This is a genomic window from Metabacillus sp. KH_069, assembly GCF_057838075.1.
Map to the genome: position 1 here is coordinate 3918347 of NZ_CM174460.1, position 21946 is coordinate 3940292.

The window sequence follows — 21946 nt, forward strand, 5'->3', positions numbered from 1 at the left end:
AGGCAAAAAGCGCCTTTTCTGGCGAAGCCTTATCTGTCTGTCGGAGCTAAACGGGCGATTCCGCTTTTCTTATTTACCGCCTGTAAATGAAATTCCCTTAATGAAATAGCGATTGAAGAACGCATAAATCAGCAGAACCGGCAGCGTAAACACCATGGATGCTGCCATAATATAGTTCCAGTAGCTGACGAACTGACCCTTAAAGGTATTCAGTCCAAGCGGGAGAGTAAACATTTCAATATCTGTCATCACAATCAGCGGTCTCATGAAATCGTTCCAGAAGCCCATAAATACGAAGATTGACTGTGCAGCAAGAGCCGGTTTTGCAAGCGGCAGAACAATTTTAAAGAACGTGCCAAGCCTGCTGAGGCCATCCATTTCAGCTGCTTCTTCCAATTCTTTTGGAAAGTTGATAAAGAACTGTCGCATCATGAAAATGAACGTTGCGTTAATCATCGCCGGAACGATCATACCCTGATACGAATTCAGCCAGCCAAACTCTTTTAAAATCAAGTAGTTTGGAATCATCGTGACCTGGGCCGGAATCATCAGGACAGCAAGAATCGTAATGAACAGCGCCTTTTTACCGGGAAAGCTGAGTCTTGCAAGAGCATATCCTGCCATAGAATTGAACAATAAATTTAAAATCGTTCCAATGACGGCAATTAATATACTATTAAACATCCATCTTGGGAAAAGCTCCTGCTCTATGAAAATCTGCTTATAGTTATCAAACGTAAAGTTTTTAGGAATAAAGCTTAGGGTGCCGCTGACTATTTCCTGCAGCGTTTTAAACGAAGAGGAAAGAGCCCATAAAAACGGCACAAGTGTCGTAACAGCATAGAGTACTAGAATCACGTATACAATCGCTTTTCCAATTCCAAATTTCTTTTTCATCTTTCCATCCTCCTTTTAGTAGAGTGACTCTTCTTTTGAAAATTTCCGCTGCAGCAATGTCGCCACAAGAATCACAATCGCAAGCAGCAGAACAAGAGCCGCTGCGTATCCCATTGTTCCGAGATTTTTAAACGCATACTGATAGACTAAAAGAACAACGGTTAAGGTTGAATTATCAGGTCCCCCTGATCCCGCAGAGAAAATGTAGGACTGATCAAAAAGCTGGAACGTTCCGATTAAGCCCATAATCGCGACAAATGATGTAACCGGGCGCAAGTGCGGCACCGTAATTTTCAAGAATTTCTGAACGGTATTAGCCCCGTCAAGCTCCGCTGCTTCGTAAAGGGAGTCCGGAATATCCTGCAGAGCAGCTAAATAAATTACCATGAAAAACGGTGCTGTTGACCAAATATTCATAATCATAATCGCATTAAGCGCGATATTCGGGTCTCCAAGGAAGTTATAGGTCGGCAGGCCGAGTGTGTCTAATACGTTGTTGATTAATCCATTTTTGTTGTACATCCACATAAAAATCAGGGTTAATACAGCAGACGATGTCAGGGTAGGCAGAAAGTACACAATTCTGAAGAATGTTTGACCCTTCATTCCTGCATTTAATGTTGCCGCAAGGATCAGCGCGAGAATCGTCTGACACGGAACAACAATCAACACATATTTAAATGTGTTCCACAAAGCGATCTGGGCCCTGGTGTCATCAAGAATTCTTGTGAAGTTTTCAAAAGCGACAAAATCATAGCTTGCTGTTCCCAGAAGCTGCACTTTATGAAACGATAGAAAGACAATATAAAAAATGGGACCAATGATAAATAAAAGTAAGACAAATAATGTAGGCGACATGAAAAAGTAGCCCTGTCCAGCCTCTCTTAATGTTCGTTTGGAAAATAGATTTTTCATTTTGCTATTCAAGCCCCCCACTTTAAGTAAATCCTGCACAAACTCTTTCTGACGAAGTAAAAAGGACTTCGTCAGAAAGAACCAGTGCAGATTTTAAAGAAGAAAAGGGAAACAAGCATTTCCCTTTTCTCAGCCTCTTTTTCTTATTTTGAGTCGATTTCGCTGTTTGCCTGTTTTTCCGCTTCTTTTAATGCTTCTTCAAGCGGACGGTCGCCAAGGAACGCACTCATAAATTGGTTGTTGAAGTTATTCACGATAATAGGAAGGTTTGAGCCTTCTGACCATACAGTTGCATAAGAAGCGCCTGCTACAAGCGGTCCGCGCAGCTCATCTTTGTCATAGCCAAGCTTTTCTGCAACGGATTTACGGGTCGGCAGAGCATAGCCTTTGCTGGTCCATGTCTCCATGCCTTCTTTTCCAGTCAGGTATGAAAGCAGCTCCCATGACGCTTCTTTCTTTTCAGAAGCAGCATTCATGACATAAGCAACACTGTAAGCCATCGTTGACTTCTCGCCATTAATCGCCGGCAGCTCAGCTGTTCCGTACTCAACATCAGGGAATGTATCCGCTAAAAATGGGATTGCCCAGTTGCCTTCAATCACCATAGCCGCTTTTTGCTGCCCGAAAATTTCTCCGCCCCAGGTTGCGCCTACTTCTTTTGCTTCAACCGCTGATTTATCGACATTGTGCATATCAATAATCGGTTTTAATGCTTCTACCACTTCATCAGATGCAAAATTTGCTTTATCCTCTTTTACCACATCGCCGCCAAGTGATTCAGCCACCCAGTATTGGCGTGCAAGCTCAGGCGCAACGCCAAATCCGTATTGCCCGTCTTTCGTTAGTTTCTTAGATGCCTCGCGGAACTCTTCCCACGTTTTAGGTACCTCTACGCCGGCATCAGCAAGCATTTTTTTGTTGTAAAAGAGCGCTAAAGTTGAATAGTCTTTTGGGAAACCGTACGTTTTATCCTCAGATATAAACGCTTCCAATAATGGCTTTTCAAAATCTTCAACGTCAAAATCCTTTGTAACATACTCATCTAAAGGTTCAATAACGCCCGTTTCAATCAGACCAGGAGCTTCAAATGCATCCAGATAAAAAACATCCGGTCCTTCTCCGCCGATCAAACGTGTTTTAATAACATCCATATATTGTTCTGTAATAACCTCAAGCTTGACATCAATTTTAGGATGCTTCGCTTCAAAGTCTTCAATCGTTTGCTTTAACAGCTTTTCTTCCGTCGGATTTCCGCCCCATCCAGCAAGCGTCACTTCCACTTTTTCTCCGTCTGCGCCCTCTTTAGATGTTTTATCAGAACTGCATCCTGCCAAAGCCCCTGTAAATAACATAGAAGCAACTCCGAACCCCGCTAACCATTTTCTTGATTTCATTGCCGTTTCCCCTTCCATTGCTTTTTATGATCTAAAGGAAGCTGCCTTCCAAAAGATTGAAGTAAACCTGCTTATTTTTGGACAAGTGTTCCTGATGATTTTAATGGATATCCTGTTGTATTTTTTAGAACTTCCACTTTAAAGGTCTCTCCGCTGCGAGTGACTGCAATTGATAAATGTCCTTCTCCAATTGAGATATTTTGAACTTCCAGAGCATTCATCCCATCCAATAAAACCGGTGAGAGTGTGATTTCCTTCTTTAAGCTGTCTGGAAATAACCCCAGCATCGACTGGATAAAGACAAGCGGTGTACCTGCTGCCCATGCTTGAGGTGAACAGGCCACAGGGTATTTCACTGCTTTGCCGCCCAAGCTGTCGTATCCGCAGAAAAGTTCCGGCAGACGGTCATATTCGAAATGAGCTGCAGCATCAATGAGCCCGCTAATCACTTTGCCTGCTTCTTGCTGATAACCCGTTTTGCTCATGCCAAGAAGAGAGATGCTATTATCATGCGGCCAGATGCTGCCATCGTGGTAGCTCATCGGGTTGTAGCCTGATTCGCCTTCAGCCATCGTCCTGATTCCGTATCCAGAAAACATCTTAGGTGAGACAAGCATCTCCGTTACAGCTTTCGCTCGATCCTCATTCAGCATTCCTGAAAATAAAACGTGACCTGGATTCGAGGTAATCGTTCCGACCTGTTCTTTCTTTTCATCAAGTGCGATGGCATAGAACTGAACATCCTCCATCCAGAATTCCTCATCAAATCTTTCCTTGAGAGAATTCGCCTGTCTGCGAAGCTGTTCTGCACGTTCTGTTTGATTCATTGTTTCATAGATATCAGCCAGTCCCATTTTGGCCTGATAGACATATCCTTGCACCTCTGCAAGTGCGATAGGCGTTTTTGCGTATTCTCCATTTCTGTGAACAACAGAATCGCCTGAATCCTTCCAGCCTTGATTCGCAATGCCTTTGCTTGATTCCTGATGGTATTCCACAAAAAGATCTTTGTCGCGGTCTCCATATTCATCGATCCACATTAAAGCGTTCTCAATTGTTTTCTCAAGACTCAAAGCAAATTCCGTGTTACCTGTCCACTTCACATACTCTGATAGAAGAATCAAAAACAGCGGTGTGGCATCAACCGTTCCGTAATAAGGAGTGAACGGGATTTGACCTGTAGCAGCGAGTTCTCCAAAACGAATCTCATGCATGATTTTGCCCGGCTGTTCATCTCTCCATGGATCCACATTCTGACCTTGATAATGCGCCATCGTAAGCAGGGTTCCTTTTGCAATTTCAGGTTGAAATGGCAGGATCTGCAAAGCTGCAATTAAGCTGTCACGGCCAAATGGAACGCCAAACCAAGGCAGCCCGGCAACTGGAAATGGACCAAATCCTACATCTGTCAGCAAAACCCTCATATCATTCAATCCGCGGTCAACAAGACGCTGAAGAGGGGCAAAATCTGTTTTAATGCTTGCTGCTTTTTCATTCCATACCTGATAGGATTCTTCAAGTTTGCGCATTGCATCATCTTTTTGCGCAGCAGTGTTTGGTTTTGCTTCACCGATTTGCGGACGAATCGCAAGTGTGACACTGTCTGTCTCAGAATGAGCTAATTCAAATTCAAAATCGACTTTTCCTTTTTCATCAACTTTTTTAGCTTCTTTATCCCACGTAATCAATGTGCTGCGATCCACATTGTCCGCGCCTGCATAGTGAAAGGAAAGTGTATTCCCTTCAGCCGTTTGACCTGTTCTGCTGCCAAGATCTCCATTTTGAAATCCGCGGACAACAAACATATCCAGAAAATCTGCATCAGCATGGATGCTGATTTCAAATCTCACAGGCTTTGGAAAATAGTTTTTCACTTTTATCTCTTCGTAAAGGACATCATCATAAATGAATCGTGACCGTTCAATCTCTACGGATTCTCTCCATAAAATCAGTTCTCCGTCTTCTTCCATATGGGGATTTGTTAGGAGAATATCAGCTTTATAGTTTTGATCTGCGTCGGATGAGAGCAAAATAGGGTCTTCCCCATTAATCTTCAAATCCAGTTTACTTAAAAAACGTGTGTCTTTTGTATAAAGCCCTAAACCATAAGGATGGTTTTCAGGGATATTCCCATTTGTATCTGTCAGCAAAAATAAGTCATTTTCTTTTATCACACGGTAGTCCATCTTTGTCCTCCTTGATGTTCCGAAACGTTTCGGTTTTACTATAAAAAAATATAACTTTCCATTAATACTCCCGAAACGTTTCGGATTTTATGGATAAACCACTTATAATCTGTGGTTTTCTTTAGTTGATTCTCTAATGATCAAATCCGTTTTAAGGGTTATGACATTCGATCCGCTTTTTTCTTCAAGCATATCGATCAGAGCATTTGCAGCCTGGTAGCCAAGTTCAAATTTATTCTGGGCGATCGTCGTTAGTGCAGGATTTGAGTAGGAAGCAAGCAGAATGTTGTCATAGCCAATAACAGATAGCCCTTCCGGAACAGGTATGCCTGATGCTTTCGCACTTTTCATGGCGCCAAGCGCCATTAAATCACTTGCACAAAAAACGGCCGTTATTTCAGGGTGTTCTTCAAGAAGCCTTTCTGTAACCAATTCCGCTTTCTCCTCGGAAAAATCACCGCTGACGATCCAGTCTTCATTCACTTCAAGATTTGCTTCCATTAGTGCATCCAGATAGCCTTTCAGCCTTTTTTTGCTGACATATGCCTGATCATGGCCATTAATCAAAGCTATTTTTGTATGTCCCAAGCTGATTAAATGTTCAACAGCCCGCTTTGCTCCGAGCACATTATCTGTCGTCACATAGCCAACACTGTTCGATTCAATGGGAATATCGATGAGCATACAGGGAATATCACTCTCAACAACCTCTTTTAAATACGGATCATCGATTTTCATTCCTTGAAGAATGGCTCCATCTACCCGCCGTTCCCTGCATAGCTGGGAATAGGTTTTCTCCCGCTGTTTGGTTGTCGTTGTACTGAAAAGCACCAGATCGTAATCCCGTTCAGAAATGCATTCATTAACCCCTGACAGTACTTCAAAGGTAAAATTATCCTTCGAACTGACGCGGTCCATGCCTGAAACGAGCATACCAATGGTTTTTGATTTCTTCATGACCAATCCCCGCGCAAGCGTATTAGGACTGTAGTTTAATTCTTTAGCAATTTTGGAAATTTTTTGTCTCGTCTTTTCATTCACATCCGAATAGCCGTTTAATGCTCTTGAAACAGTCGTAACGGATACTCCTGCGGCCTTCGCAATGTCCTTAATTGTCGTCAAAATTCTTTCCTCCAAAACGTTTCGGATCCCTTTGATTGAAATCATACTTTATCTTGATAGCGTTTGCAATATCTTTTTTTCTGAACCATGTGTCTTTTATTAAAAAGAACAAAAAGAAGGAAGCTCCCCTCCTTCTTTTAAACGTAACGCAGCCCTATTCTATTATTAAATGTCTGATTCTTATTTTTAAATACAAAAAAATTGTTCAAATAATCAATCGTCAGCTCATGATCGTATGTATCTTCAAAGTCATCATCAACGATAAAATCCAGCTTTTCTGATGTAATCACTTTTTCGTATGATTCCGTTTCTCTTTTACCAATGACCTTCATTTCATACAGCGTATTCACAATATCACAGCTCCCCCGGTCAAAAGATAGCTGGATCATCTTATCATCCGGTATTTCACTTAATTTGCTTTTAGCTTGTTCCGTAATCGTTATATTCATATAACGAACCTCCTATTCTTCCCTTGGTACCAGTATTTCAATGTGTCTTTTTAGATTTTCCACTTTTATCGGAAGCTTATCCCCTTCGTCACCGTCAACGTTCGCAATCATTTCATAAGTGGAGGAAGCTTCTATCATTGGCACCTTTAAGTATTCAACATGCTCGCTGCTTGCAAGCTCACCCGTCATGATTTTCGGGAGCAGGAGCAGAAATTGCGGCAGGGCAACATCTTTAATAATGATGACGTGAAGCATGCCGTCGTTTACCTCTGCTTCTGGTGCGATCGTTTCAAATCCGCCGACTGAGTTTGTCAGAGCTATAAGCATCAGCAAAGCTTCACCCTCCCATACACCCGCATCGGATTGGACCCGGAGTTCAAAAGGCTGCTTCTCCTTCATCTTTTTTACTCCTTCAATGATGTAGGCAAGCGGACCAAGTTTTGTTTTCTGCTCAACAGGTGTAGAGAAAGATGCCTCAGCTAGAGCACCGACAGCTACTATATTAATAAAATATCGATCATTGATTTTTCCAACATCTGTTTTCCTTGTATGCTGCTGCTCCATAATAGTAATGGCCTCTTCAGGATCGAGAGGAATATTGAGCGCTCTCGCAAAATCATTTACCGTACCGAGGGGGATTAAACCGAATAAAGGCCGGTGATCCTGTTCCGCAATCCCGTTTATCGCTTCATTAATCGTGCCGTCCCCGCCCATTGCCGCAACAAAATCAAGCTTTCGTTCACAGGCTTCTCTGGCAAAATCCATAGCATCTCCCTCGCCTTTAGTCTCGCGAAGCTCTGTTTCATAGCCCATGTTCTTCATTGTTTTTAAAGCGTGTTCCGTATATTCAGTTCCTTTTTCCTTGCCTGAAGATGGATTTACAATTAACATTGCCTGCTTCAAACCATTTCCCCCTCGACTTTAAATGTCTATAATTTACCTTACCCCTAAAATATACAATTTGAACCATCCATATAAAAAAAACATTACTCCTTTTACTGAAGTAATGTTTTTTATCACAGTATGGCGATCCGTTCGTAAATATCACGCAGGTTTCTGCAGCCGAGCCCTTTTACGTCCTCAACATATTTACACCATAGTTTAGCTGTCAAAATCGCATCGCCTAATGCATGATGGCGGTCTATAACAGGAATCTTTTTATGATCACACCAGTCTTCAAGCCTTACAAACTCTGCATTTGGTTCAGCAATGCGGTATAAAAAAGAAGTGTCCACAATCCGGTGCTTGAACGGGGCGCGGAACAGTTTCCTGCTTGCATGCTGCATAAAGTTTTTTTCATGAGAAGAGTGATGGGCAACAAGAGTATCTCCTTTTACAAACTTAAAAAATTCAATCATCGCTTCTTCAAGGGAAGGAGCATCCTTTAAATCATCATCGTTGATTCCCGTTAACTCGCGGATTTCATCAGACATCCCATTTTCATGCCTGACAAGCGAGTAGAAACGTTCTTCTTCCTTCAGTATACACCCGCTCACCTTCACCGCACCGATGGAAATGATTTCGTTCCCCTGATCTGGAAAAAAACCGGTTGTTTCAATATCAAAGACAACTACATTCAGAGCGTCCAGTGGAACCGACAGCGCCTCTTCTGCTTTCATTTCACGCTGCAGCTGACGCAGAAACGCGATTTGCTGGGAGTTTTGCCCGCTTTGAGCCGTTCCAAAAACACTCGTTTGAAACTTTCCATGCACCTCTCTTATAAAATGAACGAACGGATTCGACTTCATTTATGAACACCCTTTTCAATGATTCCCTGTACAAAGTGATGCAGTTTTTTTCCATTTTTCAGAATGGTTTTCATTTCTTTTTTCTCAGCGCGGCTGAGCTTCTGAATGGGAAGATAATGTACATCATCGTATTCTTTGATTCTCTTTAAATTAGACATTCGAAACTGCAGCAGATTGGCAAAGCTGGTTTTATAGTCGTTCAGCTCGTTTCGATAAAACTCGTCTTTGCTGAGCTCATCAATCCGGTCCAATGTGGATGCAGCTAATATCCCTTCTTTAATAGCAAGAATTCTTACTGCATTTACATAGGGCAAAAAAGCAGCCTGCTTTAAATTCAGTGATCCCTGATACGGTCCGCTGCTCTCGGTAAAAATTTGCCCGAGGGGACCGACAGAAGGCTTCAGATGCATGATATTATCCATAAATCGCTGTAAAAGCTTCGGAGACTTTTTCTGGCATTCATCAATCACTTGTTTTAAATGATGTATAAACGCTTCTTCTCCCGCAAGCACTCTTGCATCCACAAAAATCTGCAGATACCTCATAGACTCAAAGCTGACTTCCTCCATCCATTTTAAAAGCTGTTCTTCAAAAGCTCCAAGCGATTTGCACCAGACAGGATTTGAGCTCATGACTTTTCCTTCGCAATAAGGATATCCTGCAAGATGAAGACCACGGGAAACTTCTTTTCCAAGCGCCAGAAAGTACTGATCTGCATCCGTACCGCTTTTTTCATAAATCATTCCATGATCCTGGTCACTGATGACCCCCTGTTCAAATCTCCCTGCACTCCCCATCACAAACCATGTAAAGGGTGAAGGAGGAGTCCCTTTTTCCTCCTTCAGCTTTTGCAGAGATGCGTCAAAAACCGCCCGCATGACTTTATCATGAAATTGATTTAATGATTGCGTATCAGATGTATATTTATTAATCTCTTCATCTTTCCATGAACGAATTGATTCGTAGCTTTCTCCCATTTACCGCACTTCCCTTTCGCTCCGTAATTAAGAGCTGATCTTATCCTCTTTTGATAAGAATACTTCAGGATAGCCGTAACTTCCATGCTCACTCATATCAAGCCCCATAATTTCTTCTTCTTCTGTTACACGAAGACCGCCCATCAGCTTTTTAGCAGCAAAAAGAATGATAAACGAAACGGCAAAGGCATAAGCTCCCGATACGCCGACACCCATGATCTGAACTCCTAATTGTTCAAAGCCTCCGCCGTAGAATAATCCCGGTTTTCCAACTGTCGCGAGTTCAGGTGTTGCGAAAAATCCAGTTGAAATGGTTCCCCAAACTCCCGCTGCTCCATGAACAGATAATGCGTAGATTGGATCGTCTATTTTTCTCTTTTCGAAAAATCTCACACTATAGAAAACTAGAATTCCAGCGATAAATCCGATAAGAACAGCTGCCCACGTATCAACAAACGCACATGATGCTGTAATCGCTACAAGACCCGCAAGTGCACCATTCAGCATTGTCGGCACATCTGATTTCCCAAGCACTGCCCATGAAACGATGAGTGCTGCAACCGCACCGGCTGCTGCTGCAAGATTGGTATTCAGCGCAACATAACCGAAAAATCCATCTTCTACCCCAAGTGTGCTTGCTGCATTAAATCCAAACCAGCCAATCCACAGCACCAAAACTCCTAAAGCCGTAAACACCTGATTATGCCCAAAAATGTTATTGGCAGAACCATCCTGATTGAATTTCCCAATACGGGGCTTCAGCAAAATGGTTGCAGCAAATGCAGCCATTGCACCTGTTAAATGAACAACCGTAGAGCCGGCAAAATCCTGTTTGCCGTGCTCAGCAAGCCAGCCCCCGCCCCAGATCCAGTGTGCAACGACAGGATAAACAAGTGCTGAGAAAAGCACCGTAAAGACAAGATAGATTGACAGCTTAGCACGCTCTGCAAATCCCCCAAGTGCAATTGTTATCGCAATTCCGGCAAAAGCAAGCTGAAACAAAAAGAATACGGATGAAGATAGATTCATCCCTTCCAGCTCATAGCCTGAATAGAAAAAGTGGGATAACCCAACAAGAAAATTGGCATTGTCGCCAAAAATAAATCCAAATCCCACTGCCCAAAACACAAGTGATGCAAGACCAAACGTGAAGATTGTCTTCCCTGCTATATGACCCGCATTCTTCATTCGTGTAGATCCCGCTTCAAGCAGAATGAATCCGCCCTGCATGAGAATAACCAATATCGCCCCTAAAACCACCCATAAACTATTTAACAAATAGATAGAATCCAAATTAACGTCCCCCTATTGCTCTTTTCATAACATTGTATGTTATAAAATATAACATGAGTTAATTATTTTCTATTTTATCGTATTTTTCTCTTTAGTCAACCAATTTTCTAAAAATTATTATAACTTTATGTTAAAAAACCTAACACACTCATAATTACATAATGATTTTGATAATTCGATGATAATCTGTATTTATAATAGACATTTCTTCCTTAATAAGGTAAAATTATATTGTGAAGTATTTCACAATTATGTGAAAGGGTGTTGCACAATGGCACAAGAAAAGATAAACCGTGTAGTCTTGGTTGGAACCGGATTTGTCGGATCCAGCTACGCATTTGCTCTCATGAATCAAGGAATAGCTGATGAACTGATTTTAATTGATGCTAATGCCGAAAAAGCGCTTGGGGATGTAATGGATCTTAATCATGGAAAAGTGTTTGCGCCAAATCCTACCGCAATCCGTCTCGGAGAATACGGGGATTGCAAACACGCAGATATTGTTGTCATTTGTGCAGGGGCTAACCAGAAGAAAGGCGAAACCCGCCTTGATCTTGTTGCGAAAAACCTGGCCATATTCAAAGAAATTACCGAAAGCGTGATGAAATCAGGATTTCAGGGAATATTTCTAGTAGCAACGAACCCAGTTGATATCCTTACCTACGCAACTTGGAAATACAGCGGCCTGCCGAAAGAACAAGTGATAGGTTCAGGAACTATCCTAGATACTTCCCGCTTCCGCTATCTGCTTGGCGATTATTTTAAAATCGCTCCAAATAACGTTCATGCCTACATAATCGGCGAGCATGGTGACAGCGAGCTTCCTGTATACAGCTCTGCGGATGTCGGCGGAATCCCTGTGATGAAGATGATTGAACGCAGCGAAGACTATAAAAAAGAAGATTTAGATGAAATCTTTAAAAACGTGCGGGATGCAGCCTATCAGATTATTAATCGAAAAGGGGCAACCTACTATGGAATCGCAATGGGACTTGTCCGCATTACGAAGGCAATCCTTCACAATGAAAATTGCGTCCTGACCGTTTCTGCCCATCTTGACGGACACTACGGAGAAAAAGATGTCTATATCGGAGTCCCGGCTGTTATTAACCGCGATGGAATCCGCGACATTATTGAGCTTGACCTGAATGCTGAAGAACAGGATAAATTCAGGAAAAGTGCCGCGATTTTAAAAGAGATACTGGCACCTCATTTTAATTAGATAATCGGCTGTGTATCTGATTCGTTTGAAAAAGATCATTCTGCTCCGGCCATAAAAGCTGGAGTTTTTCTTTTTATCTGAATGAAGATTTTCTGATTTAGCGGTTATCCAAAAATTCGGCTGCCATTCTTCTTTTCAATCGGAAGTCCTCAATTTCTAGGCATCCTAACAAAAAAAGAGCATGAACCACTAATCGGTTCATGCTAGCTGTCTTTCTTTTCCTTCACTCTTAAAAGTCTCAATCCATTTAACGTAACAAGCAAAGTCGCACCCATATCTGCAAAAATCGCGATCCATAATGTCAGCCATCCTGGAACAACGAGCAGCAGGGCAAGCAGTTTGAGCCCTAAGGCAAAGGCGATGTTCTGCTTAATAATGACAAGCGTTTTGCGGCTCAGTTCAATCGCAAATGGCAGTTTTTTCAGATCATCTCCCATTAGGGCAACATCTGCTGTTTCAAGAGCCGTATCCGTCCCGGCTCCTCCCATCGCGATACCAACTGATGCTGCAGCAAGGGCAGGAGCATCATTTACGCCATCTCCCACCATTGCGGCTGCCCCGTATTCACCTTGTATCTTTTTCACGGCATCCAGTTTATGCTGGGGAAGCAACTCAGCATGAATCTCAGACACTTCTAACTGATGTCCGATTGCTGCCGCGGTACTTGCATGATCCCCCGTCAGCATGATGGTCTTTTGAATGCCAAGCTCTTTTAGCTGCTTCACCACACGGACACTGCTTTCACGGACCTCGTCTGCCACTGCTGATACAGCAAGCACCACTTCATCCGTACCAGCGAGCATGACTGTTTTTCCCTGTTTCTGCAAAGAATCAACCTTGTTTCTTAATTCACCTTCAAGTATACGCCCCAGCATATCTTCAAACAGCGAAACATTTCCAACGTAGTACCACTCTTGTTCAATCTTTCCTTTAATGCCTTTTCCAGTGATGGACGCGAATTCATCTACAATCAGAGATTTATAATCGAGCTCCTGCTGCTCTGCTTTTTTTATAAACGCAGAAGCAAGCGGATGCTGTGATCTATATTCAAGCGCACTTACCAATTTAAATAAGTCATTCTGTGAAATTCCCGATTGTAAAACGTCAAAATCGGTAACCACAGGAGCCCCTTTTGTTAAGGTGCCTGTTTTATCAAAGGCAACCGCCTTGATTCGGCTTAATTCTTCAAGGTAAATACCGCCTTTGATTAAAACTCCATTTCTCGCAGCGTTTCCAATGGCCGTGACAATGGAAACAGGTGTTGAGATGACAAGTGCACACGGACAGCCGACAACCAGAACGGCTAATCCCTGATAAATCCAAGTATCCCACATACCGCCGAAAAACAGCGGCGGAAGAACAGCGACTAAAAAGGCAACCGCCATAATCGCAGGCGTATACCACTTTGCAAACTTGTCTACAAATGCCTGCGATGGTGCGCGTTCCGCCTGAGCTTCTTCTACTAAATGAATGATTTTAGCAATCGTCGTATCATCAGCAAGCTTGGTAACCTTCACTTCAAGCAAGCCTTCTTCGTTAAGAGTTCCTGCAAACACTTCCGCCCCAGGTTCTTTTTCTGCGGGGAGCGATTCACCCGTGATGGACGCCTGGTTAACAGCCGATACCCCTTTAACAACAACTCCATCCATGGCAATTTTCTGGCCCGGCTTCACGATCATTATATCGCCGGCTTCAATTTCATCCACGGAAATGGAGCTTTCAACGCCGTTTCGTCTGATTAACGCTTCTTTTGGAGCGATATCCATTAACGAACGAATGGACTTGCGTGCCCTGTCCATCGAATAGGATTCCAGGGCTTCACTGATGGCAAACAGAATAACCACAACAGCCCCTTCGCTCCATTCCCCAATAATGGCGGCGCCAATTATGGCAATCGTCATGAGCGTTCGCATATCAAACTCAAGTCGAATCAAATTTTTAAACCCTGTGATAAACAGGGAGTATCCTCCGATAATGATTGCAGCCAAAAAGGCTAAGATAGACGGGACACTCTCTTCCCCATATGAAAATAAAGCGTAATAGCCCATCACTATGAACAGTGCTGATATCAGAAGTGCACCGTATTTTTTTAGGAATGTTTCTTTAGGCGCTTGAACCGCTCCCTTTTCCGGAAGAATTTTCAAATGCTCGAACGCACCTGCTTTTTCAATATCGCGAACGCTCGCTTTGCCGATCACCGTTAATTTAGCGGCACCGAAATTCACTTTGGCATCGGTTACGCCATCAAGTTCTTTTACATTGCGTTCGAATTTCCCGGCACAGCCTGCACAAGTAAATCCCTGAACCCGGTACACATTTTTTTCAGCCGATTGTTCTGCTCCCACGCTGGCTCATCTCCCCCTGATGTTCAAAAGCAAGCTGAATCAGCTGCTTTACATGATCATCATCCAATGAATAATAGACTAACTTTCCTTCTTTGCGGAATTTAGCAAGCCCCGTATTTTTTAAAAGTCTTAAATGGTGCGATGCCGTCGCAGTCGTAGCCCCGACGATATTCGCCACATCACACACACAAAGCTCCTCTTCTTCTAAAAGTGCATAAGCAATTTTCAACCTTGTATCATCAGCAAGGGCTTTGTAGATTTTCGCCACATTAGCCGTTTCCTGGCCGCGAAGCTTATTCTTAACCCGTTCCACTTTTTCCGAATCCACACAAGTTATTTCACATACATCCTGCAGCTTCACTTCATCACATCCTATTCATTCAAACGTTCATTTGATTAAAGTATATGCAGGGCAGCATGAACAGTCAAACAATAATTTGAATGTTTGTATAAATAGATAATCTTTCCTATAATAAAAACTACATAAGAAGTCAGAAGGAGACTCACGATGAAAAAAGAAAACCTAGACGCAGACACGTTCCAGGACCTGGACGAAGAAACCCTCTTCATCGCTTCCCAGACCTTCAAGGCGCTGTCAGATCCGACACGGCTTCGCATATTAAACCTGCTCACCCAAGGGGAACGATCCGTAAATGAAATTGCCGATACATTATCTCTTCTCCAATCAACCGTATCCCACCAGCTTCGATTTCTAAAAAACCTCCGCCTCGTCAAATTCCGCCGCGAAGGGACAACCTTATACTATTCACATGACGACGAACACGTTATCGGCCTTTTGAAACAGACGATTGAGCATGCTCGGCATTAATAGAAAAGCGGAACCGCCCGTTTAGCTCCGACAGACAGATAAGGATCCGACAGAAAAGGCGCTTTTTGCCTTTACTGGCGGAGCCGTTCTGGCCGAGGAGTTGGGCGGTGGAGCTAGACACTGTGTAAATGCGGAATCAATCTGCTAAGGCCCGACAGACAGATAAGAATTCACCCGAAAAGTCCGGTTTTGAGTTTTTGGGGGAATTTGTTCTGGCCGAGGGACTAGGAGGTGGAGCTGGACAAATCGAAAAGCGGAACCGCCCGTTAAGCTCCGACAGACAGATAAGCCTCCGACAGAAAAGGCGCTTTTTGCCTTTACTGGCGGAGCCGTTCTGGCCGAGGAGTTGGGTGATGGAGCTGGACACCATGTAATGCGATACTCCCCGATTTGGGACTTCATTTAGCCAAACGCTTTTTTTGATATACCGTTTGTTGTAAATTTAGTCTTATTCCTATTTATTAAGTCGAAATCCATATTTTTTAGCCGGACACCACAAAAAAGAGACACAGCCGTGTCTCTTTTTTAATTAGGCTCTTTTCGTAAATATTGTTGCTTTTAGTCTTGATGTTTAAAACCATTAGTGGATTGTAGCGGAAGGAACTTGACTCCTGCGGGAAATAGAGCAAAATGGAAGACCCCACAGGCAAAGCCGAGGAGGCTTCCATGCTCCCCGCGGAAAGCAAGTTCCTGCAGCGGAAAGGAACGGACAACATTTATAATCAAAAACAACATTCTATGCGAAAACAGCCTTTAATTACAATGATCATCCCCGCAGCAGGCTGAATCTTTTCGATCAATCTGAATCGTTGTATGATGCAGTCCAAATTGATCATGCAGAATCCGGTTGGCTTTTTTCAATAAGTCCTGCTGATTCTCCCCGCTCTCTACTACTAAATGACAGCTTAGCGCCGGGAAATCTGACGTAATAGACCATACATGCAAATCATGTACGCCGCACACTTCCTCCATTGTCAGGAGAGCAGCCCGAATATCATCCGTTTTCAAGTTCCCAGGTGCACCTTCCATTAAAATATGAAAAGAATCCTTCGTCACGCGGAAACCGCTTATGATAATCAGCACCGCAACAATAATACTCGCTATCGGATCTGCCAGGCCCCATCCAAAAAACATAATAAGAAGCGCCGCGATAATTGCGCCCACAGAACCAAGCATATCGCCAATAACATGCAGGAAAGCACTTCTTACATTCAGATTTTCATCCTTATCACCGCGCATCAGGATAAAAGCAGCCGCGATATTGACAAGCAGACCAATACTTGAAATCAAGAGCATGCCAGAACTGATGACTTCAGGCGGATCGATAAAGCGCTGATAGGCTTCCAGGAATATATAGAGTGAAATAACGATCAAAGTGAGACCGTTAATAAAGGCAGCCAAAATCTCAAACCTTTTATAGCCGAATGTTTTAGAGGCTGAAGCTCCTTTTGCTCCAAAAGTCATTGCAAGATAACTTAAACCCAATGCTGCTGCGTCACTGAGCATATGTCCCGCATCAGACAGCAGCGCCAGACTATTTGTCAGCAATCCCCCGATCACTTCCACAATCATGAAAAGAGTGATAATGGAAAATGCCAGCAGGAGCGCCTTTTTATTGCTTGTATGGTGGTGATGATGCCCCTCATGGCCATGATGATTATGTGAGTGCCCCATTCTCAATCCCCCCCAATTCGCATTATATGAGTATGTGTTCATATATTAATTATTTCAAATAATTTCAACAATTGCAAGATATATTTATGATTTACATACCCCATATTTTTCATTAAAAAAGTTAGGTTTCGTATTTATATTGATTATTCTGATTATTTTATAAACTATTTATTTATAATAATTATAAAATAGTATTGATTTTTTAATGAGAGATGTTATCATTGTGAATGGGTTAAATAATATAAAACTATGAGGTGATTCGATTTATGAGTAATGAGAGAAAAAATCTTACTACTAGTTGGGGTGCGCCTGTCGGGGACAACCAGAATTCAATAACAGCAGGTTCTCGCGGTCCAACGTTAATTCAGGATGTCCACCTTTTAGAGAAGCTTGCACACTTTAATAGAGAACGTGTGCCTGAGCGCGTCGTTCATGCAAAAGGTGCAGGGGCACATGGTTATTTTGAAGTAACAAATGATGTAACAAAATATACAAAAGCAAATTTCTTATCAGAAGTGGGTAAACGCACACCGATGTTCGTCCGTTTCTCAACTGTAGCCGGAGAAAACGGTTCAGCTGATACAGTGCGGGACCCGCGCGGATTTGCTTTAAAATTCTATACAGAAGAAGGAAACTATGATTTGGTCGGAAACAATACGCCGGTTTTCTTCATTCGCGATGCAATTAAATTCCCTGATTTCATCCACACACAAAAGCGCCATCCTCAAACACACTTGAAAAATCCAGATGCTGTTTGGGATTTCTGGTCTCTTTCACCTGAATCTCTTCATCAGGTAACAATCTTAATGTCTGACCGCGGGATTCCGGCAACGTTCCGTCATATGCATGGCTTCGGAAGCCATACATTTAAATGGACAAATGCTGAAGGAGACGGCGTGTGGATCAAATATCACTTTAAAACAGAACAGGGCATCCAAAACCTTGCTCCGGAACTTGCAGCTAAAATTGCAGGAGAAAATCCGGACTACCACACAGAAGACCTGTTTAATGCCATTGAAAAAGGCGATTTCCCTGCATGGAAAATGTACGTGCAGATCATGCCTTTAGAAGATGCGGACACATATCGCTTTGATCCATTCGATGTCACTAAAGTATGGTCACAAAAAGACTATCCGTTAATTGAGGTTGGCCGAATGGTTCTAAACCGCAATCCGGAAAACTACTTTGCTGAAGTCGAGCAGGCGACATTCTCTCCTGGAACACTTGTCCCCGGAATCGACGTATCCCCAGACAAAATGCTTCAAGGCCGTTTGTTTGCCTACCATGATGCACATCGCTACCGTGTAGGTGCGAACCATCAGGCACTGCCGATTAACCGTCCTAAAAATGAAGTCAACACGTACCAGCGCGACGGTCAAATGCGCTTTGACAACAACGGCGGCGGCTCCGTCTACTACGAGCCGAACAGCTACGGCGGACCAGCAGAATCAGCTGAAAACAAACAGGCTGCATTCCCAGTTCAAGGCGTTGCAGACAGCGTCTCTTATGATCATAACGATCACTACACTCAGCCTGGAGACCTTTATCGCCTCCAAAGTGAAGAAGAGCGTGCCCGTCTTGTTCAAAACTATGTTGAAGCAATGGCTCCGGTCACGAAAGATGAAATCAAACTGCGCCAAATCGAGCATCTTTATAAAGCTGATCCAGAATTTGGCCAGCGTGTAGCTCAGGGACTTGGACTTCAAGTTCCGCAGCAAGTTTAAGTAATTTAAAGTAAAAGCTTTACAATTCGTTCTCAGGTTATATTCTCACTTTTGCACCCGCTTAGTTGGCGGGTGCTTTTTTTGTAGATTGATAAGGTTGCCGGAACGATTTCTTGTCATTGGTCAAACCGAAAATAGCTCGTTCGGCTAATGACTGAATTTAGCGGAACGAGCTATTTTCTATTGGAAACTTTATTATTCTAGCTAAATTCTCCCTTTTAAATAAAGGCTCTTTGCGTAATAAAAACCCTTAGTGGATTGCAGCGGAAGGAACTTGACTCCTGCGGGAAATAGAGCAAATTGGGAGACCCCACAGGCAACGCCGAGGAGGCTCCCATGCTCCCCGCGGAAAGCAAGTTCCTGGAGCGGAAAGGAACGGACGACATTTATCATGAAAGACAACAATCTATGCTAAAACAGCAAAAATAAAAAAACAGCCGCTCCCAAGCGGCTGCCATTCAATAAATATCCCTGCGTGAAAACACGATAAACGAAACAATCAGTCCGGCTGCTGCCCAGATGCCGAGGACACTCATGGAGAAGCCCAGTGTCATCCCGTTGATAGGAGGCGCCATGCCGGCTACATAATCGGTTAGTCTTAGGTTGACCATGAAAAAGTACTTGGCTGATTCCCATGAGGAGACCATATTCGCCAAAATCGCTCCTGCAATCAATGCTGCGAGCATGACTCCCATAACAGAGGCAGTGCTTTTCATGAGCACGGAGAGTGTAAAAGTCAAGGTTCCGACAACAACAGCCACGAACCATACTAATCCAAGCTCCATTAAAATGTACTGCCACTGTTCTACCAATCGTACCTGATCGGTGTTCAAGTCCTCTCCCTGAACGGTAAACCCGGTCAGGATCGGCATGTTCCATCCCCCATATCCGAAGACGATTCCTGAAATGAGATAGGACAGCACTCCGAGCGATAAGACGATAAAAGAGACCGATAATATTAATGTGATGTACTTGCTTAATAAGATCTTCCACCTTTTAACCGGCCTTGTTAACAGCAGCTTGATTGTACCCCTTGTTGCCTCTGAAGAGACGAGATCGGCTGCAATGACCATCACCATCAGCGGCAGCAGGAGGTCAATTGAATTCTCGGCAAACATCCTCATAAAGGTTGGGGCTCCTGGAGCGCTCGGATTAATGTCATTATCCAGGTAGTACTGCTGCTGCTCCATCCGGATTTGCAAATATTTTTTCCATTCTGCAGAGATGCCGCTAGAGCTCAATCTGTTTTGCGCATTGATAATTTCCTGCTGCAATTGAGAACGCCAGTCGGTTGTTCCCAATTCTTCCTGCAGGGTTTTCGCTTCTTTCATTTGTGCATATGTGAAGAGTCCGACGAGTACGGCTAAAATGCCGGCAATGATAAAAAGGCGCTTTTTCCGGATGATTTTGATCATTTCATTATAGACAAGATTAATCAATGGTTTCACCTTCAGTCAGCTCGATAAACAAATCTTCAAGTGTAGGCAGTTTTGTCTGAATCTCACGCACTTTTACACCGGCTCCAACTAATTTCTTATTCCATGCGGGAATGCTTTCTTCCTCATTATAGGTAACGATTCGGTCATCATATTCGGCAATCAGGGTTGTTTCTCCCGCCAAGATGGCCTTTCCTTTTTCAAAAGGATCGAGTCTCCAGATGACCCGTTCTTTTTCAGCAAGAAGGTGCTCAACTGTATCTACTTTAAGAATGGCCCCTTTAGAAATGATCGCGACCCTGTCGCACATTAACTGAATCTCACTGAGCAGATGGGAGGAAACAAGAACACTCAATCCTTCTTCTTCTGCTAAAAAGCGAATGAATTCCCGCATCTCTCTGATGCCGACAGGATCAAGTCCGTTCGTCGGCTCGTCTAAGATCAGCACGTTCGGCTTGCCTAATAATGCTTGTGCGATTCCAAGGCGCTGGCGCATTCCCAGCGAATAAGTACTCACCCTGTCGCCAATCCGGTTTTGCAGACCGACAAGCTCTACGACTTCATCGATGCGCTCCTTAGGAAGTCCGGGAACCATTCTCCAGAAATAGTGAAGGTTTTCAAGTCCTGTCAAATAAGGATACAGCTCAGGATTTTCAACAATGCAGCCGATATTTTTGATGGCATTTGAAAAATCAGATTTAAGATCATGACCGCAGATGGTAATCTTGCCTGACGTTGCTTTTATCAATCCGACAAGCATGCGGATCGTTGTTGTTTTGCCTGCGCCATTCGGCCCCAGAAATCCAAACACTTCTCCCCTTTCAAGCTGAAATGAGATGTCTTTGATGATTTCTTTTTTGCCTATTTTCTTCCGGAGATTTTCAACCACCAGTGTTTCATTTGAGTTAGTCATCCTGATTTCCCTCCCCGCTGAACACGATCAAAGATGCCAGCCGCTCACCAATCAGCTTGTAGCCTTCTGAATTCGGATGAAACTTGTCGCTGTACAAATAATCGTTTACATTCTGCTCAAATAAATCAAATGTCGGAACCATGACAACCTTTGGATAGTTCGCTGCAATTTCAGCAGATTCAAAATTCCACTGCCTTACTATGGCAGAAGTTGTTTTTGCATCCTCCAGGTCATTAAAGGGATTGTAAAGACCCACATAATATACAGATGCTTCAGGATTTACCTTGCGAAGTTCCCCAATGATTTTGTTTAAGTTAGCTAAATATTTTGCTTTAGCCCGATCATTTTCCGCTGATGACAAATTCTCAAGTGCCTGTCCGCCTTGAAAAAGATCATTGCCTCCAATGGTCATGACAATTGTATCGGCTGAGCTGACCTGCCTTCTGATTTCCGGTTTTTGAAGCTGCTTCACTACCTGATCTGAGACTTGGCCTTTAATCGCTAAGTTCGAAAGCTTAATATCCCGCTCTGTTTTTTCTTTAAGCTCATCCACTAAATAGCCAATGTACCCTTTACCTGACTGATCACCTGTTCCGCGCGTCAATGAATCGCCAAGTGCTACAATTTGATAGTCTTCATCTGATTTGCTGACTTCGGCTTCATTAGCAGAATCCGATTGTACTTTGGCATCCGGCTTGCTGAAAAAATAGCTGTTAATCGTCCAGCCCAAACCAAAAATCCATAAGACTGTCGCAAGTATGGATAAAATTGCAATAAACTTCGCTGTATTTATCTTCAAACGATCACCTTTTCTTAAAAACT

Annotated in this window: 19 protein-coding genes; 3 read left to right on the forward strand and 16 right to left on the reverse strand. The window is 43.2% G+C overall.

Annotated elements, in window-relative coordinates; genetic code table 11:
* Window positions 1-69 precede the first annotated feature (69 nt).
* The 10 genes from AC3ISE_RS19760 to AC3ISE_RS19805 form a co-directional block, all read right to left on the reverse strand.
* Window positions 70-897 (reverse strand): carbohydrate ABC transporter permease, encoded by an 828-nt coding sequence (locus AC3ISE_RS19760; protein WP_489222289.1) that lies wholly within the window; start codon window positions 895-897, stop codon window positions 70-72.
* A 15-nt stretch (window positions 898-912) separates the two neighbouring features.
* The gene (locus AC3ISE_RS19765) at window positions 913-1812 is read right to left on the reverse strand and encodes a carbohydrate ABC transporter permease (RefSeq protein WP_489222290.1); all 900 of its coding nucleotides are present in this window, start codon (window positions 1810-1812) and stop codon (window positions 913-915) included.
* A 143-nt stretch (window positions 1813-1955) separates the two neighbouring features.
* Window positions 1956-3206, reverse strand: coding sequence for an ABC transporter substrate-binding protein (locus AC3ISE_RS19770; RefSeq protein ID WP_489222291.1), 1251 nt, complete (start codon window positions 3204-3206; stop codon window positions 1956-1958).
* A 71-nt stretch (window positions 3207-3277) separates the two neighbouring features.
* Window positions 3278-5392, reverse strand: a complete 2115-nt coding sequence (locus AC3ISE_RS19775) for an amylo-alpha-1,6-glucosidase (protein ID WP_489222292.1) — start codon at window positions 5390-5392, stop codon at window positions 3278-3280.
* Window positions 5393-5494: 102 nt separating this feature from the next.
* Window positions 5495-6514: a LacI family DNA-binding transcriptional regulator gene (locus tag AC3ISE_RS19780; RefSeq protein WP_489222293.1), complete on the reverse strand. Its 1020-nt coding sequence runs from the start codon at window positions 6512-6514 to the stop codon at window positions 5495-5497.
* Window positions 6515-6651: 137 nt separating this feature from the next.
* Window positions 6652-6963 carry an iron-sulfur cluster biosynthesis family protein gene (locus AC3ISE_RS19785; RefSeq protein WP_489222294.1) on the reverse strand — a complete coding sequence of 104 codons (312 nt, stop codon included), beginning with the start codon at window positions 6961-6963 and terminating at the stop codon, window positions 6652-6654.
* 12 nt (window positions 6964-6975) lie between these two features.
* Window positions 6976-7866, reverse strand: coding sequence for a YegS/Rv2252/BmrU family lipid kinase (locus tag AC3ISE_RS19790; RefSeq protein ID WP_489222295.1), 891 nt, complete (start codon window positions 7864-7866; stop codon window positions 6976-6978).
* A gap of 113 nt (window positions 7867-7979) precedes the next feature.
* Window positions 7980-8711, reverse strand: coding sequence for an exonuclease domain-containing protein (locus tag AC3ISE_RS19795; protein WP_489222296.1), 732 nt, complete (start codon window positions 8709-8711; stop codon window positions 7980-7982).
* Window positions 8708-9688 (reverse strand): DUF294 nucleotidyltransferase-like domain-containing protein, encoded by a 981-nt coding sequence (locus AC3ISE_RS19800; RefSeq protein ID WP_489222297.1) that lies wholly within the window; start codon window positions 9686-9688, stop codon window positions 8708-8710. The genes AC3ISE_RS19795 and AC3ISE_RS19800 overlap by 4 nt, the downstream gene beginning before the upstream one ends.
* A gap of 27 nt (window positions 9689-9715) precedes the next feature.
* Entirely contained in the window at window positions 9716-10981 is a 1266-nt protein-coding gene (locus tag AC3ISE_RS19805) for an ammonium transporter (protein ID WP_489222298.1), read from the reverse strand.
* A gap of 271 nt (window positions 10982-11252) precedes the next feature.
* Between AC3ISE_RS19805 and AC3ISE_RS19810 the strand changes: the two genes are divergently transcribed.
* On the forward strand, window positions 11253-12203 hold the full coding sequence (locus AC3ISE_RS19810) for an L-lactate dehydrogenase (RefSeq protein WP_489222299.1): 951 nt from the start codon (window positions 11253-11255) through the stop codon (window positions 12201-12203).
* A gap of 203 nt (window positions 12204-12406) precedes the next feature.
* Here the strand turns inward: AC3ISE_RS19810 and AC3ISE_RS19815 are convergent, their stop codons facing one another.
* A complete protein-coding gene (locus AC3ISE_RS19815) occupies window positions 12407-14548 on the reverse strand; it encodes a heavy metal translocating P-type ATPase (protein WP_489222300.1) in 2142 nt (713 codons plus the stop codon).
* The gene (locus AC3ISE_RS19820) at window positions 14526-14909 is read right to left on the reverse strand and encodes an ArsR/SmtB family transcription factor (protein ID WP_489222301.1); all 384 of its coding nucleotides are present in this window, start codon (window positions 14907-14909) and stop codon (window positions 14526-14528) included. The genes AC3ISE_RS19815 and AC3ISE_RS19820 overlap by 23 nt, the downstream gene beginning before the upstream one ends.
* 147 nt (window positions 14910-15056) lie before the next feature.
* Between AC3ISE_RS19820 and AC3ISE_RS19825 the strand changes: the two genes are divergently transcribed.
* Entirely contained in the window at window positions 15057-15377 is a 321-nt protein-coding gene (locus tag AC3ISE_RS19825; RefSeq protein ID WP_489222302.1) for an ArsR/SmtB family transcription factor, read from the forward strand.
* 753 nt (window positions 15378-16130) lie between these two features.
* Here AC3ISE_RS19825 and AC3ISE_RS19830 read toward each other — a convergent pair.
* Window positions 16131-17051 carry a cation diffusion facilitator family transporter gene (locus AC3ISE_RS19830; protein ID WP_489222303.1) on the reverse strand — a complete coding sequence of 307 codons (921 nt, stop codon included), beginning with the start codon at window positions 17049-17051 and terminating at the stop codon, window positions 16131-16133.
* Window positions 17052-17317: 266 nt separating this feature from the next.
* On the opposite strand from AC3ISE_RS19830, the gene katA reads away from it, so the two are divergent.
* Entirely contained in the window at window positions 17318-18775 is a 1458-nt protein-coding gene (katA, locus tag AC3ISE_RS19835) for a catalase KatA (RefSeq protein ID WP_489222304.1), read from the forward strand.
* Between the two features lie 458 nt (window positions 18776-19233).
* Here katA and AC3ISE_RS19840 read toward each other — a convergent pair whose 3' ends face one another.
* Genes AC3ISE_RS19840 through AC3ISE_RS19850 form a run of 3 tightly spaced genes read right to left on the reverse strand, consistent with a single transcriptional unit; the run spans window position 19234 to window position 21923 of the window.
* The gene (locus tag AC3ISE_RS19840) at window positions 19234-20214 is read right to left on the reverse strand and encodes an ABC transporter permease (RefSeq protein WP_489222305.1); all 981 of its coding nucleotides are present in this window, start codon (window positions 20212-20214) and stop codon (window positions 19234-19236) included.
* Window positions 20207-21124 carry an ABC transporter ATP-binding protein gene (locus tag AC3ISE_RS19845; RefSeq protein ID WP_489222306.1) on the reverse strand — a complete coding sequence of 306 codons (918 nt, stop codon included), beginning with the start codon at window positions 21122-21124 and terminating at the stop codon, window positions 20207-20209. The genes AC3ISE_RS19840 and AC3ISE_RS19845 overlap by 8 nt, the downstream gene beginning before the upstream one ends.
* Window positions 21117-21923: an SGNH/GDSL hydrolase family protein gene (locus tag AC3ISE_RS19850; protein WP_489222307.1), complete on the reverse strand. Its 807-nt coding sequence runs from the start codon at window positions 21921-21923 to the stop codon at window positions 21117-21119. Before AC3ISE_RS19850 ends, AC3ISE_RS19845 begins: the two co-directional genes overlap by 8 nt.
* Window positions 21924-21946: the final 23 nt, after the last annotated feature.